General features: G+C 64.9%; 9 protein-coding genes and 3 pseudogenes. 7 read left to right on the top strand and 5 right to left on the bottom strand.

Translation table 11 applies throughout. The features are described from left to right. Nucleotides 1–130: 130 nt before the first annotated feature. Complete coding sequence (locus HED23_RS36005) at nt 131–637, top strand: helix-turn-helix domain-containing protein (protein ID WP_420803069.1); 507 nt, start codon at nt 131–133, stop codon at nt 635–637. 85 nt (nt 638–722) lie between these two features. Here the strand turns inward: HED23_RS36005 and HED23_RS10290 are convergent, their stop codons facing one another. Next, entirely contained in the window at nt 723–2,324 is a 1,602-nt protein-coding gene (locus HED23_RS10290; RefSeq protein WP_203183097.1) for a carboxylesterase/lipase family protein, read from the bottom strand. A gap of 643 nt (nt 2,325–2,967) precedes the next feature. Next, nucleotides 2,968–4,338 carry a tyrosine-type recombinase/integrase gene (locus tag HED23_RS10295; RefSeq protein WP_238441906.1) on the bottom strand — a complete coding sequence of 457 codons (1,371 nt, stop codon included), beginning with the start codon at nt 4,336–4,338 and terminating at the stop codon, nt 2,968–2,970. A gap of 385 nt (nt 4,339–4,723) precedes the next feature. Between HED23_RS10295 and HED23_RS10300 the strand changes: the two genes are divergently transcribed. The 5 genes and pseudogenes from HED23_RS10300 (at nt 4,724) to HED23_RS10320 (ending at nt 11,715) form a co-directional block, all read left to right on the top strand. Next, nucleotides 4,724–4,894: a helix-turn-helix transcriptional regulator gene (locus HED23_RS10300; protein WP_338019622.1), complete on the top strand. Its 171-nt coding sequence runs from the start codon at nt 4,724–4,726 to the stop codon at nt 4,892–4,894. Between the two features lie 313 nt (nt 4,895–5,207). After that, complete coding sequence (locus tag HED23_RS10305) at nt 5,208–8,582, top strand: hypothetical protein (RefSeq protein ID WP_203183099.1); 3,375 nt, start codon at nt 5,208–5,210, stop codon at nt 8,580–8,582. A 177-nt stretch (nt 8,583–8,759) separates the two neighbouring features. Beyond that, the gene (locus HED23_RS36010; RefSeq protein WP_203183100.1) at nt 8,760–9,203 is read left to right on the top strand and encodes a transposase; all 444 of its coding nucleotides are present in this window, start codon (nt 8,760–8,762) and stop codon (nt 9,201–9,203) included. A 289-nt stretch (nt 9,204–9,492) separates the two neighbouring features. After that, entirely contained in the window at nt 9,493–10,728 is a 1,236-nt protein-coding gene (locus HED23_RS10315; protein ID WP_203183101.1) for an STAS-like domain-containing protein, read from the top strand. Between the two features lie 238 nt (nt 10,729–10,966). Further along, nucleotides 10,967–11,715: pseudogene (locus HED23_RS10320) on the top strand (transposase family protein). A 369-nt stretch (nt 11,716–12,084) separates the two neighbouring features. Here the strand turns inward: HED23_RS10320 and HED23_RS10325 are convergent. From HED23_RS10325 to HED23_RS36015, 3 genes and pseudogenes are all read right to left on the bottom strand, one after another. Beyond that, a pseudogene (locus HED23_RS10325) lies at nt 12,085–13,271 on the bottom strand (dihydrofolate reductase family protein). Nucleotides 13,272–13,300: 29 nt separating this feature from the next. Continuing rightward, nucleotides 13,301–14,374, bottom strand: coding sequence for a DNA-binding protein (locus HED23_RS10330; RefSeq protein WP_238441907.1), 1,074 nt, complete (start codon nt 14,372–14,374; stop codon nt 13,301–13,303). Between the two features lie 135 nt (nt 14,375–14,509). Continuing rightward, a pseudogene (locus tag HED23_RS36015) lies at nt 14,510–14,728 on the bottom strand (helix-turn-helix domain-containing protein); the annotation flags it as partial. A 290-nt stretch (nt 14,729–15,018) separates the two neighbouring features. On the opposite strand from HED23_RS36015, the gene HED23_RS10335 reads away from it, so the two are divergent. Continuing rightward, nucleotides 15,019–15,627: a hypothetical protein gene (locus tag HED23_RS10335; RefSeq protein WP_203183103.1), complete on the top strand. Its 609-nt coding sequence runs from the start codon at nt 15,019–15,021 to the stop codon at nt 15,625–15,627. Nucleotides 15,628–15,807: the final 180 nt, after the last annotated feature.

A 15,807-nucleotide genomic window follows, 5' to 3' on the forward strand; every position in this document is an offset into this window, starting at 1 on the left:
TGCGACGGACTTCGAGATCCGGAGGCACGGGAAGCCGCAGGGAAGGCAGGAGCCGACCCGCGAGCGGGCGGCATACTTCCAGCTCATGCGACAGGGCTGCAGCAGCAGGCAAGGCTGCCGGATCGTCGGTATGGACGTGCGGACCGGAAGGAAGTGGCGCAACGGCCGCCACGCTTACAGAGACAATGAAAAGGCGGCGCCTTCGATCTATCAGGAGGCGCCGCCTTCGTTGAGGCCGTCGTCCCGCTGTCCGGGCGAGGCCGGCCGCATCCCCATCGCCGACCGGCTACGGGAGAAGGCCGGCGTCCGCGCCGATGCCCGCAGAGCTGGACCGCAGCCCTCCACTATCAGTCGCGAGATCCGCCGCAACCGGCACCCGCCCAGTGGCCGATGCCGGTCTTGCGCCGCCAGGCCCGCGCCGATGTCCGCAGACCTGGCCCCGAGCAGATCTGCCAGGATCGGCGGTCCCGGGTTTCCGACCGGCCGGAGATGCACGCGGCCCCCGAGACGACTACCAGGCCCTCCGACCTGTCCACCCCACCCACGAAGGTGCACAACTGACCGCCGTCCCCGCCGAACTCGACGGCCATCCAAGCAAAACGCTCGGCTGGGAAACCCAGCCGAGCGCCTGCCCTGAATTGCTCGCGGCCTGATCAGCACGGCCACGTGTTGCGACGATCCCCAAGTACCGCCCGCGAGACGGGCCCGTGGCGCCGCCGGTCTCAGGACTGGGAAACACCGGCCTGCGCAGCAAGTTGGTCCGGGTTGACGGGAAGCCAGTCGTAGCCGAGGGTATTCCAGAAGGCGCACTGGCGACGCGCCTCGAAGACATCGGTCTTCAGTGCCCGGCTGGCGCCACCCGGCAGCAGGGACATGTACTTCCCGGCCCGCAACGAAGGCCAGGCGGCGAGTCCCGGAGCTGCGGGATTCCCGTGCTTCACGAACGAGCCCCAGTAGCGCACCATCTCCCTCGACAGCTGCTGCTGCCCGGGAGACAGCAGCTTCGAGGCCGCCGAGGGCAGCAGGTACGGCATCTCGCTGGCATGCGAGGCCCCGGGGTCGAAGCCCGGCGGCAGGGTGCCGAGGACGGGCGGGTGCGGGTCGTCGAACTCGTAGAAGTACGTGCGTGGTTGCAGACCGGCGAACTGACCCGCGAGATGCTGGTACTGGCAGCCGCCGAGCCCGTAGAAGACGCTGCTGTCGCCCCAGAGCGCGGCGAAGGCGTAAGTCCCGGTGTACGCGTCACCGTAGGCGTCGAACGGGTAGTGCGCGAGTACGGTGGGGGCCTTGGCCCCGAACTCGATGCGGACCGCCTGCTCGTACTGTGCCTTCGTGGCGTGCGCGAACGGCAGCGCCCATGGGCGCACTTCGTCACGCGTGCTTCCGATGAGAAGGGGGACGTTCGCGGCTCTGCCGGTGCGCACGGCCTCGCTCGGCGGGAGGGGAAGTTCGGGCCCTCCGGACACGGGCAGCGGTCCGCTCAGGACGCCGCCCACGAAACCACCGCTGGTGGCCAGCAGTTCTCCGGCCGGCTTGGCCCGCAGGCAGGAGAGGGGGGCCGGGGAGGCGGAGCAGCCGGCTGCCGCAGCGTACTTGTTGCCGCGGGCGACTGCCTGGGCGGCGGTGTGGCTGGGGCAGCCGCCGCTCTGGATGATCGCTCCCGAGAAGAGACCGCGGGCCGGCGGCGAGGCGAGGAGTGCGCAGACGGAGTGGCCGCCGGCGGATTCACCAGCGATGGTCACGCGGCTCGCGTCCCCGCCGAAGGCGCCGATATTGCGCTGCGTCCACCGCAGGGCCGCCTCCTGGTCGAGCAGACCGTAGTTGCCCGCGCCCTGCCTGCTCAGCCCGGGCAGGTCGAGGAATCCGAACACGCCGAGGCGGTAGTTGATCGTGACAACCACGACGTCGTTGGCCTCGGCGATCTGCGAGCCGTCCTCGGAGTTGCCCGAACCGAAGGAGAAGCCGCCGCCGTGGATCCAGAACATGACCGGCAGTGGCCGCGCTGTCCGGTGGGCCGGGGTGTACACGTTCAGGTACAGGCAGTCCTCACTCATCCCCGGACCGCCGTCACCGCCGAACTGCAGGCAGCGGGGGCCGCTGGTAATCGCAGGCCGGGTGCCTGTCCAGGAGGAGGCGGGAGCGGGAGGCTGCCAGCGTCCGGGGCCGACCGGTGGCGCGGCGTACGGGATACCGAGGAAGCGGTCGACTTCCTCGGCCGACGTCCCTGCCACCGCTCCCCTGTCGGTGGAGATGGTCAAGGAGTGTGGGAGGGCTGACGCGGGGACAGCCGCTATGAACGTCAGCAGGGCGAACAGGCTTGTCAAGCCGGCCAGCCCTCTTCGAACAGTAGCGCGCACGGAGTCTCCTGAGATGCTGGAGCAATGGGGCAGCCATGATGGGGCTCGTGCAGCAGGTGGACGACGTTCCCGTTCCGTTCAACGGACCCTCGGCGGTCGCCGCCGGTGCTTCTGCTGTCGGAAGTCGCGGGGCGACCTGGGCGGCGCGGCCAGAAGGACGGGATCGGGGCTCCGCGGCTCGGGCGCCGACGGGGAGCGAGCGCTACCTCAGGACCCGGGCCGCTGGAGCGCATCTCCACGTCGACCCTTTCCCGGCGCCGTCCGGCCATGACGCTCCGGGCCCCGAGGCGTCACACCCCGATCGGAAAGAATGCCCTGACCAGCGGTTCCTGCTGGCCCGCTCCCCGCGACGTCTTTTCGATGACTCATCACGTGAAGATCGCGGTGCACGGAAGTCGTCGCTCCTGGTCCAAAGTCCCAGAAAAGTCCCAGGGACTCCGCCACACCCCGCCTCAACTTGCATTTGTGCAGGTCAGAAGGGGTGTGACGGGGCCATTTTTGCGGGCTTTCAGATGTCCCGGAACTCATAGACAAAGCTTCTGACCAGGGCAAATGACCCCTCTTGAAGATCATCTTGCACGGTTGTTGCACAAGCCGAACGGAGCAGGACTCACGCGGCCCTGGTGTAGGCGCTCCGGACCGCGATGCGGACCTTGGAACCGGCTCCCACGACCCGGTGCACGTATTTACGCAGGGTAAACGCGGGATCGGCGTGGCCGAGGCGGTCCGCGAGCGTGTACACGTCTACCCCGCCGTTGATCATCATCGACGCGTACAGGTGTCGGAGCGCGTGCATCATCACGTCGCGGGACTTCTCCCAGCGTCGTCCCTTCGCGCCGGGCTCAAGGGGCTTGATGAGGCCGGCCGACGCCAGGGCGGGCTTCCAGCGGTAGGAGTTGAACCAATTCGACTGAACGGCGGTCTTCTCCCGGGTGTAGAAGATCAGCCGCACCGTGACCGGGTCGCCGCCTTTGCTGCCCCACGGTCGGGTCACCTCGACCGGCGGGTACTTCTGCATGTGCTCGCGCAGGGGGACGGCCACGTCGTCGGTCAGCTCGACCCACCGGTCCTTCGGGTCCTCGTCGTCTCCGCCCTTGGGGAGGGCGTATACGAGGAACGAGCCGTCGTGGACTACTTGTCGTTGCACGTGCACCATGGCTCCGTCCGGATGTGCCCAGTCGATATCTTCTGGTGACAGGCCGAATATCTCTCCTTGCCGAAGACCCAGGCCGCGACCACAGTCGACGAGTGCTTTATAGCGGTCAGGAAGTTCGACACGGATCTTCTCGGTGTCCTCCCATGTCAGGGTCAGCTCTGCCCGGCCGCCCCCTCCTCGCTTCGGCTTGGCGTCCTGCACCGATTTTGCGAGGCACGGATTTTTGTGAATCAGGCTGTCGTCCACGGCCAGGTCAAAGACAGCCCGAAGATTGTCGAAGACCAGGCGCAGCGTGGAACTTTCGAGCAGCCTGCGACGGTCGTGCAGCCAGTCCAGCAAAGACGAGGCGTTCACGTCCTTTACGCGCATCTTCCCGACTGCGGTAGGAACGACGTGCAGGAGAATTCGCTCCTTGTGGCGTCGGTAAGTTCGTGGATTCTTGTGTTCGTGCCCCTTGAGCCACGTGAGGGCGAGTTCACCGACCCTGACCTCGCCGGCACGAGGGTTGATGTACGAGCCGTCGTCCACTCCGGACCGCATCTTGGTCTCGTGCCTGCGGGCTTCGACCTCGGTGCGGAACAGCTCCGTCTGCTGGACATCTTCCCGGTTGCGCCATCGGGCCTGCCACCGCTTCCCCGTCCCGTGATCCCGCGTCGGGACTTTGCCGTGTTCCTTGCAGGTCGACTCCCCGCCTTTCGGGCGCGACTTGTGCCAGCGGTCGTACGGCATCGACTCAACTCCTAGTTTCCAACGGCCCTTTGAGTATATTTGTGGACTCTTTTTGATCAGGGCCATCGTCGACGGCGAGATTGTCTGCCCGTTCATCGCGCCCTGAGTGAATTGGATGTTGATCCAGGCGAGCTGAAGATGTCAAATGCATTCTTGGGGTCTTCGCGACAAAGGGTGCAGAGCGGTAGAGAAGATTTCACCTAGGTGAATGCTCGCTGAGGGTTCGGCGAGCCCTCGCCGAACCCTCAGCGAAGATTCTCCGGTGTCCTTCGAGAGTTCGCAAGAGTCGTGGGCATTTCGTCGAAAGGCCCTCTGTTTGGTCCGGCCGGAATTTAATGCAAACGTTCCGTGCACCACCACGGCGGAATACTGCTCACGTGGTTCTTTCCTGCCCGCTTCGAACCGTTCTGGAGTGCCCATGCGTCGAACCACTGCCCGCGCGGAAGAAGCCGCTGGCGGCGCGGGGGACCGCAGTCCCTTGATGAGCGCGGAGGAGTTGGCTGACTTCCTGGGCGTACCGCTGAACACGGTCTATATATGGAATCACCGACGCCAGGGGCCGCGAGCCCACAAGGTCGGACGCTATTTGCGCTACCGCTGGCCGGAGGTAGAGGCATGGCTGGAAGCTCAAGCGGTGAATCGCGCGACCTGATCGGCCAAGATTGGCTGGTGCCCGTGTCCTTGGTCGGGCGACGGAACCCGGCGTACAGCCCGACTCGTCTGCCGCCACCTGCGGCTTTGCCTTGGAAAGGGCCTCCGACCTGCGTCGGAGGCCCTTTCTGGTCTTTCGTGGGCTTGCTGCGTTAGGCAGCGGAAAGTCCCTCGGAAGTCCCTCAGGCAGGGCTGAAAGTCCCTGAAAAGTCCCAGGAGCGAAGGGGCGGATGACGCGTCTGTGCTGGCCTGGGTACAGGCCTGGTCTCGTGCAGGCCGGGCGAGCATGCGGCGTATGGTCTGAGTGACAAGTTTTGGACAGCTTCGTGGGGGCGTTTATGGGGGTGTCGCCGTACTCGATGGGCGGTGGGGGAACGGTGCTGGAGCACCGCTATGCGGCTGTTCTGCTCTCGACGCTGCTGACCGGCAGTTCACTTGATGAGCTCGGTGATGCGTTGATCGAGCCCGTCGAGATCCGTCTGCAGGCGAGCCAGTTCAGCCCGGTCGACGACATCATGATCATCGGGCGTCGTCAGCGTGGTGGCGACGAATTCACCGTGTGCGTTGGAGTCCGGCGTGATCCCAGCTTCGTGCCCTCGCACGAGCCGACGGTGAAGCTTGTTGGCAGCTACCTCAGAGAGGTCACTGAGCACTGGGGAGAGGTCGAGTCCGGACATCGGAAACTGGTGCTGGCGGCAGTGGACCGTAGTGTCCACGCCTTTCAGGTGGGGGCGCTCACGCGGATCGCCAACGGAAAGGGACTTGCGGCATTCCGAGACGCAACCTCCCGCTCAGGGCCCACGAACGCCGAGCTGCGGGCTCGTCTGCATCAGTTTGACCAAGTCGTAGCCGAAGCGGCGGCTCTGTACGATCTCGACACAGGCGTCGTGAGCGCTGAAGAGCTGTCTTGGCGGTTGCTGTCGAGCCTGAGAGTGAAGCATCTGCGGCTGGAAGACGGCGATGGACAGGACCGCAGCCACGCTGTCGACCGCCTCCGAGAAGTGGCCTTCGAGAAGACGCTGGAGGCGGCCGAGGCGGTCTTCTCAGAGATCGAGCGTCGGGTGGGCGACTGGGCCCCCACTGCCGCTTCGCTCAGTAAGGGGACGTTGCACCGCGAGCTCGCCGCACGGCTCAGGCAGCGTTTCTCCCCGATCCCAGCGCCTGGAAGACAGCGGGAGCTTGAGCCCGATGCGGTGACGCGAGGTCCTATCGCGCATCTTGGGCTCGAGCAGGGCTTCGCGCAGGCTCGGGCTCTGGAATCGTCGGACCCCGCCGGGGCGGCTGCCCGGTACGAAGGGCTGGCGCAGGCACTGGACGAGGCTGGCTGGCCCTCCTTCTCCCTCTCCACGCGCCGACGGCAGGCAGAGGTCCTGCACAAGTCGGGTGATCATGATGCTGGAACGCGCATAGACGTATCCGTCATGGCAGCAGCGCTCGAAGCGGGCGAACCATGGCTGGCGAATGCCGTCATCCACCGGCTGTCTGAAGAGAAGGTCGACGCCGCCGATCACTTGATTCGTTCGGCGAACGCACTGGGAGACCTGGCGGCCTTTGAGCACTACCACGATGTTTCGTTGGCCGATGTCACCGCCAGCATCGACGCCCTGCAGCCGGAGTGCCCCCAGGCTGTCCTCGCGGCTGCCTGGTTCGCTGAACATGCCATTGCCCAAGGGCAGCCGGACCTGGTCCGGCAACGTGCAGCCGTCCTGCAAGCCCTCGCCGATGGTGCGGCCGAAGCCGACATGATTCTGGGGGCACGGCTGCATGCCTGCCTGGCTGACACGGACCAGACGGGGACGGCGTGGAGAGAGCTGACGCGTTCGTCGTACCCTCCGCCGATTACCGCGCTTCTGCGTGCCCGCCATGCGCGTTTCCTGGCCGAGACTGGCCAGGGACAACAAGCTCTCGACCGCTATGAGGAGGCGGTTGAACGCGCCGTCCGCTGCGAAAACTCCCTAGATGCCGCGTCGTGGATCGAAGCACAAAGCCTGGTGCGGATCCGCTATCACCTGCAGACCAGCGAGATCGGCAATGTGTTCCCAACAACCACGGTCCTGCGAGCGGCGAGGCAGGGAAGTGTCCTGTCTGCAACGAACTCAGTGCGTGAGCGTACCCTCGGGCGTCTGACGAACCAGAATCACTCCGCAGAGCGGCTTCAGGCCCTGAGGCAGTACCTGCGCCACGCAGTGGCTTCGGCGAGTTGGTCAGCCGAACGTGAGGCCCACGAACTGTTCGGGCGGCTGCACCTCGAGCACAAACTGGCCAGCCAAGCGGCAGGTCACTTCACCGCCGCCGGCAGCGAAAAGCTCCTCAAGGAATTGGGTGCGCACCTCCCAGAAGAGCGAGTCGATCTGCCCGTGCCAGCGCGCTGGGCGGAGCTACCCCGATGGAAGCGCAAGAGCATGTTCCTCAGTGCTCGGAACATGATCGACCTGGTCCCCGACGAGCAGACCCAGGCATGGGCAGACCTGGCTCTAGGCGAGGTGTCCGACCTCGCGACGCTCCGGCCTGCCATGCCGTACGTGCATGAAGCAGCCCTCGGGCTGCTCGCAGAGGCAGCCCCAGCCTTCACCGGTGAGCAAGCCCGCCGGTTCCTGGACGTCACCGAGCCATGGCATGGCACAGGAACGACAGCCGACCCCAGGGTGGGCAGGCCCTACGCCCGAACACTTCTCGCCATCGCCCGGAACCACCCCAGCACGCTGCGTGTCGAAGCAGTCGACCGTGCATGCCAGGCGATGCTAAGCGACTACACAATGGCCCAGACCGTCCTTGCCTCCGGAGACGTCCTCAGGCTCCATCCCTCCGTCGTCACCGACCGCTGCAGCAGCATCGCCGGTCGCGGGGGACTGGACGCCGCACTCGCACTGGTCTTGGCCGGCACATCTGCTGACGAGGCCCGCTCGCTCGCACAGTCGCTTCTCGACGGACACCTTGCACGGCCGGGTGCCGGCTCCCCACCCGCAGCGGCAACGCTTCCCCGATCAGCGATATTGGCAGGCCACCTGCTGACATCAGTCGACTGCGAGGCCTTCGCGGAAGCCCTGATCATGCGTGCCCGAGATCACGGCAGGACGGCGGAGTTTCGACAAGGTGCTCTCGAGGCCCTCAAGTACCTAGCTCCGAGACTCACCCCAGAACGACGCTCCCAGTGCCTGCAGACCGCCATGGACGCCGCACAAGGGTCCTTGGACAGCAACGACGAAGACAATCGCGGCACCATCCACCCCTACGAACGATTCCGTATCCATATGGGCACGAGCACCCTTCGATACGCCGGTCTCAGCGCCGCATGCCGTCTCGCCCATGCACCGGCCCACACCGCCCCGATCGTGACCATCGCCCTGCCTCTGATGGCACATCACAGTGAGGACATCGACCGCCACGTCGCACGCGACCTGGCCATGCTTCCCCCCAAGTCATTCACGCCGCTGATCCCAAGCCTGGCGGGACACACATCGCCATGGGCTCGCGCTCTGGCTGCTCGCCTCTGGTGCCACGAGGCCAAGCAACTCGACCTGGCTGGTCTCGCCCCGCTGTTCGCATCCGATCCCAGCCCGCATGTCCGCCGCACGCTGGCTCGATTCCTTGCCCATGACAAGGAAGCTTTTACCATCCGGTCTGCCCTGCAACAGGACTGCCGCCGCTCCGTACGCCTGGAGGCTTCGACACCATTCGGCAGGTCGTGAACACGTGCACGCTCCGGAGGCCTGGCGAACTTGCTTGTTGAGTACGGGACTCCACTTCTCGCCCACTGACGGTTGCTGTTGGACGGGGTGGGCTTGAGCCGCTTTGACGGACATCCGAGATCAGGGGTTCAGCCCCGGGAAGATGTCCATCATGGAGAGCATGGGGAAGAAGAAGCCTTGCTGCCCTCGCACTCGTTCACGCCAGAGTTCAAGGCCGAGATCGTCGGACTGTGCAGACGAGGCGACCGCTCGATCGGACAAGTGGCCAAAGACTTCGAGCTGACCGAGACCGCGGTGCGGGACTGGGTGAAACAGGCCGAGGTCGACGAGGGCGAACGCAACGGGCTGACCAGCAGCGAGCATGAGGAGCTGGCCGCGTTGCGGCGGGAGAACCGCCGGCTGCGCGAGGATGTCGACGTCCTCAAGCGGGCCACAGCTTTCTTCGCGTCAATGCCAAAGTGGGGGACACCGGCACCCGGATGGTGCCAGAGTGGCAGGACGGGCGGGGTTGGCTCTCTTTTTCGCTGCCCCGCATGGTGGCTTGTCCTTGATGTGCCGCCCCGCCGGCCCTGGCGTCCCCCGTGGAGTGGCTTTATAGGAGCGCGCTCTCAGCCCGATTGAGGCGTGCCCCCGCGGCGGACCCGGCACCGGATCTCCCGCTCCCGTCGGAAGCAAACCCATGATCGTGGTCGGCGTCTCGAGTGCGGCAGGATAGGAGACCAACGAGGCACCTGTGCTGATGAGCTGAGACTTCGAACACCTCCCTCAACGGCACGGGTGCCTCGTGCGTTGCGCACTCGTCGCCGTCACCCCATCAGTGACCGCTCTGAAAACACTCAATGACTCTGCTCGCAACCCTCACCAGTGCCATACTTACTACGCCGCCTAGAGGCAGAGACAGTGGGGGAAAATGACCGAGGAACCGACGTCTACTTACACGCTACACAAGCTCGCCGGGCGTTATGACGTTAGTGATTTCCTGTCTGCAATCAAGAAGTCGCACGACTCCGGCGCAAGCAGTTTTGTGATTGATGCGAGCGATACGGGAGCGATTTATCCGGCAGGGGCCGCACCTACGGCGGCAATCATTGATCACTTCAGATCGGAGGGAATGGATGTAAAATTCACGAACATCCCAGCCGGATCCTTCATTGAACGAGTAAGGATTCGAAACCCGTTCGTGGCCAGCAAACACAATTTGAACGAACCCGGCTCCCGACTCAACACCGTGTGGGCCTACACCGAAGACTCGGTATTCGACCTGACGAACTGCGTAATGGAAGAGCTCGCCGAACGTATTGAGTTCGGTAATGGAGTTTACGCCGCCCTAAACTGGTGCCTATTCGAAGTGCTCGACAATGTATTCCAGCATTCCAGTAACGAAGTCGGCTTCTTCATGGCTCAAATCCTGAAGGCTAGCAATAGGCTCCTCCTGTGCGTAGCAGATGCTGGAATCGGCGTGCACCGCTCATTCTATACGGGAGGAAAGTACCGTCCGCCCACGGCGTTCGACGCCATCACCCTCGCAGTGCGCCAGGGAGTAAGCAGCACTGGGGATAAACGAGGGAACGGCCTATACGGACTCAAAGGGGTTATTGAATCCAATGGAGGGAAATTGGAAATCAGATCCGGTCGAGGGTATCTCCAGATCTCCCCTAACGGCGCAGATGGTGGCGAAACAAGGGGTCTGGTCATAAACCCAAACGCGCATTGCACGGTTGTGGACTTCGAACTAAAGGTCGGGGCGCCGGTAAACCTAGGTGAAGTGCTGGGCGTACCGATGCAGGACCTGCGTCTTGAGTCTATCGAGAATGAGTACGGCGAACACACAATTCATCTCATCGATCATGCGCAGGGGACTGGAACCAGGGCTGCAGCAGAACGGCTTCGCAATTTCCTCATGAGCTACATCAACGACGGTGCACAGTATCTAATCCTGGATTTTACAGGCGTCCCCATGGTGAGTTCCAGCTTTGCCGACGAAACCATCGGAAAGCTAGCTGAGAGGTTTGGCCCGGTAGGATTTGCGCAAAAATTCCGCTTGATCAATATGAATCCAGACGTTCACATGCTCCTGGACCGGGCAATTGCCCTGCGGATCTCGGCTCAATACTACCGAGACGACAGGATTCCGAACCGCAAATAGGAACTGTCATCCCTCACCACGCGCGTTGTCGTAGCCGTATTTCTTCATCCGCCCCATGAATGCTGTCGTGAGGTTGCGTAGTTGCGCGGAGCGCGACCGAATAGGGCCGTCGTGCCTGAATGGGCGTTTTCGGCGTGGCCACTGATCGGGTGAGGCCGAGGTGAGGGCCGCAATGCACAAAGCCTCCGTGCCGTTGGGGGAGGTGTTCGAAGTCTCAACCCATTGGCTCAGGAGCCTGTTGGTTCCCTATCCTGCCGCACTCGACCTCCCGCATGCCCTCGTCGAGTGGGTCACGATGCTCATCGTCACCCGTGAGGGTGACCGACGCTGCAAACTCCCGCCGCACCAACGGGCGCTCGTCGCTCTGGTGTACCTACGCCGCCGCGACACCCTTACCCGGCTCGCATCCGGCTTCGGGATATCCGTCAGCACCGCCCACGCGTATGTCACCGGCGAGGCTGCCCTGCTCGCCAAGCGAGCCCCGGGCCTGCTCAAGACTCTGCGCGAGCATGGTCCGGAGTTCGTACTGCTGGACGGGAACCTTGCCGAGTGCGACCGTGTCGGTGACAGCCGAGCCGACTACTCGGCAAAGCACCGTCGGCACGGAGCGAACGTCTAGGTCGTCACAGGCCCGAAGGCCAGCTTCTGTGGATCTCGCCGGCCCTGCCGGGCCGTGCTCACGATCTGACCGCCGCACGCAGCCACCGCATCATCCGGACCTGCGAACGCCAGGGCGTCCCGATTCTCGCCGACTGCGCCTACCAAGGTGCCGGCCCCTGGGTTGCGACCGGACTCAAACGGCCACCGGGTGGTGAACTCACTCTGGCCCAGCGCACCGTCAACCGGGCCCTGGCCGCGGCGAGAGCACCGGTCGAACGCGGCTTGGTACGGCTGAAGTCCTGGCAGATCTTCCGCAGATCCCGGTTCAGCCCCAACCGCATGACCGTCATCACCAAGGCTGTCCTCACCCTGGAGAGGCAACGCTGAAAGCGCTCAATGCAGCCCTCGCTGTTTCATCTCTTCAGAAAGTGACCGTATGAAGAGACGTTCCGCACTCGACCAATTTGAGCAAGGCATCCTGTATGAATCAGTCTCCATCCAGAAGCTACTCCGCCTGGTGATCGTTCTTGGTGGGCGAGCAGTGTCTGAACCTCTGCGGAACATGTGGGTGGGTTATTTGCGGGCATTAGCTTCGTGCGAGGGGTGGACACTGTGCATGATCTCATGTCCATGAGAAGAAGGGTCATTCCCTGTTTTGGAAGCACTTTGCGATCTTTTAGTAGCTTGCTTATTTGGGTGAAAACGAGCCTGTCTAAAACTCCTCGAAAAGTGCTGAAGGTTCCCTGAATCCGAGGTTCAGAGGAGGTGCCGGTTCGGCGCCTGTGCAGCGTTTGCGTACTCAGGCAGTGCAAGAACTATGGCGCCGGCTTCTTCGAGGGTCTCGGTGCCTTCGGCGCCGACGACGAACGTATCGGGTTCGCTCCAAGCGGTGACGACGCGGCGGAGGCCTACGTCGCGGATGAGCTGGGCGCAGGGGCGAGGTCGGGATGCCCGCCTGGCGCACGGCTCCAGGGAGCTGTAGATCGTGGCGGTGGCGAGCCGGGCGTCCTCGGCGGGGAGCTTGGCGAGGGCTCCTTCCTCTGCGTGGTCGTGGGGGTCGCTCTCGCGGGAGTAGCCGCGGGCGAGTTCTGTCCCGTCGTCCGCGACGATGACCGCCCCCACGCTGAAAGCGGTCTCCGAAGGCGGGCAGAGGGCGGCCAGCTCACAGGCGAGGGCGAGCCAGTTACGGTCTGCGGTGTTGGGCTCGCAGCCGGTGCCGGGGGCGCCGGCTGAAGGGGTGGTGCTCATCGGGACTCCGTTGAGGTCTCCTTGGGGGCGTACCTCAGGAGTACCACGTCGCCGATCTGGCGGGTCTCGAGAAGTCGGAGGCGGGCGGCGGGCCCGCCGGGGTAGCTCGCTGGGCCGAGCATGCGCACTGCATCAGGTTGACCGACCAGGAGCGGGGCGATGACGAGTTGGAGCTCGTCGGCTAGAGCTGCTTCGAGGAGCTGTGTGTGAACGGTTCCGCCACCCTCGACCATGAGCCGCCTGACGGCGTACTCGTCGCCGAGGATGTCGAGCGCGGCAGGCCATACGGCCTCCTCGGGGACGCTCTGCACGGTGGCCAGATCACCGAGGTTGGCGCGAGCCTTCGCGGTGGCGTCGTTGCCCACGGCCAGGACGAGCTTGTCGCCTCCGTGGTGCCAGAACTTCCAACCGGGGTCGAGGTCGCCCGTTCCGGTGATGGTGGCCTTCAGCGGGTACTCCGGCTTTCCGGCCGCGATCCGGGACGCCCTGCGTTCCTCGGAGTTGACGAGGAGGCGGGGGTTGTCGGCGCGGAGTGTGCCGGCGCCGACAAGGATCGCGTCGACACTGGCTCGTACGGAGTCGACGCGTTCGAAGTCCTCCTTGTTGGAGAGCAGGAGCCGGTCCTCGCCCGGGCGGGTGTCGAGGTGGCCGTCGATCGATACAGCTGCGGACAGCAGGACGTACGGGCGGGGCACGGTATCTCCAGGCGGTGTACGGGGGTGAGTCAGGCGGGATGCAGAACGATGCGGTCGAGTGAGGCGCGGAACTCGGCGACGCCGTCCTCGCCGGTTGCGGGGGCCAGTGCCTGGTCGAGCCGGTCGAGCTGTCCGAAGATGCGGGCAGATCCGGTCTCGGCGGCGATCCCGACGGCCTGCCCACCGATTCGGGCAGCGAGGGTCACGTTGCCGGTGCCCGCATGGGCACGTGCAGCGCGAGCTAGGTAGACACCGCGGTCCCGGCGATATGCGGACGGGAGCACTGCGAGGGCGCTGTCAAAGCCTGCCGCGGCCTGCGCATACTCGCCGAGTGCGGCGAGGGAGCGGGCTCGGGCGGTGCTGATGTACGCCGCATCGAGCCAGGAACCCCAGACGCCATCGGAGCCCGCGCGCCCGAGAAGAGCAAGCGCGGTCTCGTACGCCCTGTGGGCTTCGCCGCCTTCACCGAGTACGGCACGCGCGTGGGCCTCGTGCAGAACGGCGATGACTTCGAGACGGCTTCCGGGCCGGGCGGTGCGTCGGGCAGCTGCGGCGAGGCCGAGAGCGTCGACAGGATGACCGGTGTCGACGGCGAGCTGGGCCTTACGGCCGAGGATGTACGCGGTGAGATCGGTGTCGCCGGTGATGTGGGAAGCGTCCAGTGCTTTCGCGGTGTGGCCGTGGGCGCTGCGCTCGTCGCCGATGTCCTGGGCGAACCAGCCTGCCAGCTCTTCGTATCGCGTCTCCAAGGCGAGAAGCTCGATGGCGTCGGTGCCACGAGCGGATCGACGTCTTATGGCAAGGGAGACGAGGTGTTGTTGCAGGGCGGGCAACACGTGCCGGGGGCCGATGAGGTTGTCGGTCTGGATCATGACCCGGCGGAGTTGCGCGAAGTGCTCGAAGGGAGACCCCATGTCGGCGAGTTCGGTGGCAGCCGCCGGCGTCGCGGCCGGCATGGCTGTCGCAGCCAGGCCGGCGATCCCTGATGCGAGAACAACGCGGCGGGGCACGGGCACGAAGAGGATCCTTCCGTGGATGCGGGCGGGGACGACGACCGTGTCCGTGTCGTCTCCAAGCGAGCCTGCCCGCACGACCGCGTTCATGGCCAGGGTCTCCGGGGCGCTGGCCCCATGGCCCCGTGTACTGGCCCCATGAGTCGCTGTCCCGGCTCTGGACACCGGGACAGAGCAATCCTGGGGTGCCTCGCGCTCCGCGCTGTCCCAGCCACGAACCAATGCACCGGCGGCATCGAGGATGGCGTCGAGAGTGATGGCCGCATGTTTCGGGACGGGACGTTCAGCACGCTCGAAGCGCCCGAGATGTGAACGGTCGATCAACGCCCTGCGAGCCAGAGCCTGCTGCGACAGCAGACGGGCCTCGCGGAACTGGCGTAGCTCGTAACCCCAGCGGTGCCATGGGCCGGCGTCCGGAGTCAGCTCGTTCGGCTGCTGCCCCACGCTTCCTCCTCCACCGTGGACTTTCGTTCACCCGCGGTCGATGTCAGCGACAGGGGCGGCTCTCCATGGGGCCTGCGGAGCCAGCGTGTGAGGCTCCATCCAGGGCCTGCCCACCGGGGTTCCGTACCGCTTTCATCGTCGGTACGAGCTGATCACACGGTATCCGAACGGCGCCTGGCACGGACCTGATTCACGTCAGTAGCGAACGTAGTGGTCGGTCGGACCGAACGCATTGCGCAACCGTCGGATGAGCCCTGCGCGGGCTGAGCGCGATCTAGGGGAAGGCGACCATGAAGACACGTAGAAGCCTGGGCGACATGATCGCCGTCTCCAGTCCACGGATCAGCCTGATGGGATCCCGGGACCGAACGGACACCGACACTGCTCGAACCCAGGAGTGTCACCGCAAACCCGCCCCGCTGGAGCGTCCGGCGCGCAGCGGCGAGCTCGTCCGGCTCCGTCAGCAGTTCCGTCGCGAGGCGACCGAAAGGTGTGACCGCCGCTCCGGTGATCGCCGTCTCCGGGTGTTGGCGTACAGCTTGGTGCTTAGCAGGAGTGCCAGGCCGGATGAGGACTGGAACACCCTCCAGACCGAGGCTGAGCAGCATGGCTACGTAATGGGAGCGAGGTTTCACGACGTAGCCGTTCCCGTGACCACGACGTGTCTCCCCGGCTCGGGTGCCGGTTGTGGCGTCTACACGCCGCCCTGGAAGCGCCCTGGCTGGGGGGAGGTCGAGCGACTGATCCGAGGCGGCTTCGCGGAAGGCGTGATCGTCCTCGACCGGCACAACATCAGCTCCGATGACGACGAGTATCGCGCTGTGATCAAGGAGCTGGGTGAGCGGTACCAGGCATTCATTCACCTTGTGATCCCCGAGGAGCTGTCCGGTCCGACTTGAAGGCGACCGTTGCGGTGGATGGATGCGAAGGGCTGGGGCTGGAGACAGGCCAGCGCTCAGGTTCTCCTCGTCGTCACCGTGTTCGCAGTGCTCGTCACCGTCTACCAATCCGCCTGATCGGAGAGCCGTTTTGACGTTCGAGGGATACACCGGCCAGGCAACACATTTCCTGCCGCTCCG

Source organism: Streptomyces pratensis (genome assembly GCF_016804005.1).
Lineage (GTDB): Bacteria > Actinomycetota > Actinomycetes > Streptomycetales > Streptomycetaceae > Streptomyces > Streptomyces pratensis_A.

Bases quoted from the DNA above. Each gene is read 5' to 3' on its own strand.
- HED23_RS36005 (WP_420803069.1), top strand. From the start codon at position 131: ATGGACGTGCGGACCGGAAGGAAGTGGCGCAACGGCCGCCACGCTTAC.
- HED23_RS10295 (WP_238441906.1), bottom strand. From the start codon at position 4,338: ATGAACGGGCAGACAATCTCGCCGTCGACGATGGCCCTGATCAAAAAG.
- HED23_RS10300 (WP_338019622.1), top strand. From the start codon at position 4,724: ATGAGCGCGGAGGAGTTGGCTGACTTCCTGGGCGTACCGCTGAACACG.
- HED23_RS10315 (WP_203183101.1), top strand. From the start codon at position 9,493: ATGACCGAGGAACCGACGTCTACTTACACGCTACACAAGCTCGCCGGG.
- HED23_RS10330 (WP_238441907.1), bottom strand. From the start codon at position 14,374: ATGAACGCGGTCGTGCGGGCAGGCTCGCTTGGAGACGACACGGACACG.
- HED23_RS10335 (WP_203183103.1), top strand. From the start codon at position 15,019: ATGAAGACACGTAGAAGCCTGGGCGACATGATCGCCGTCTCCAGTCCA.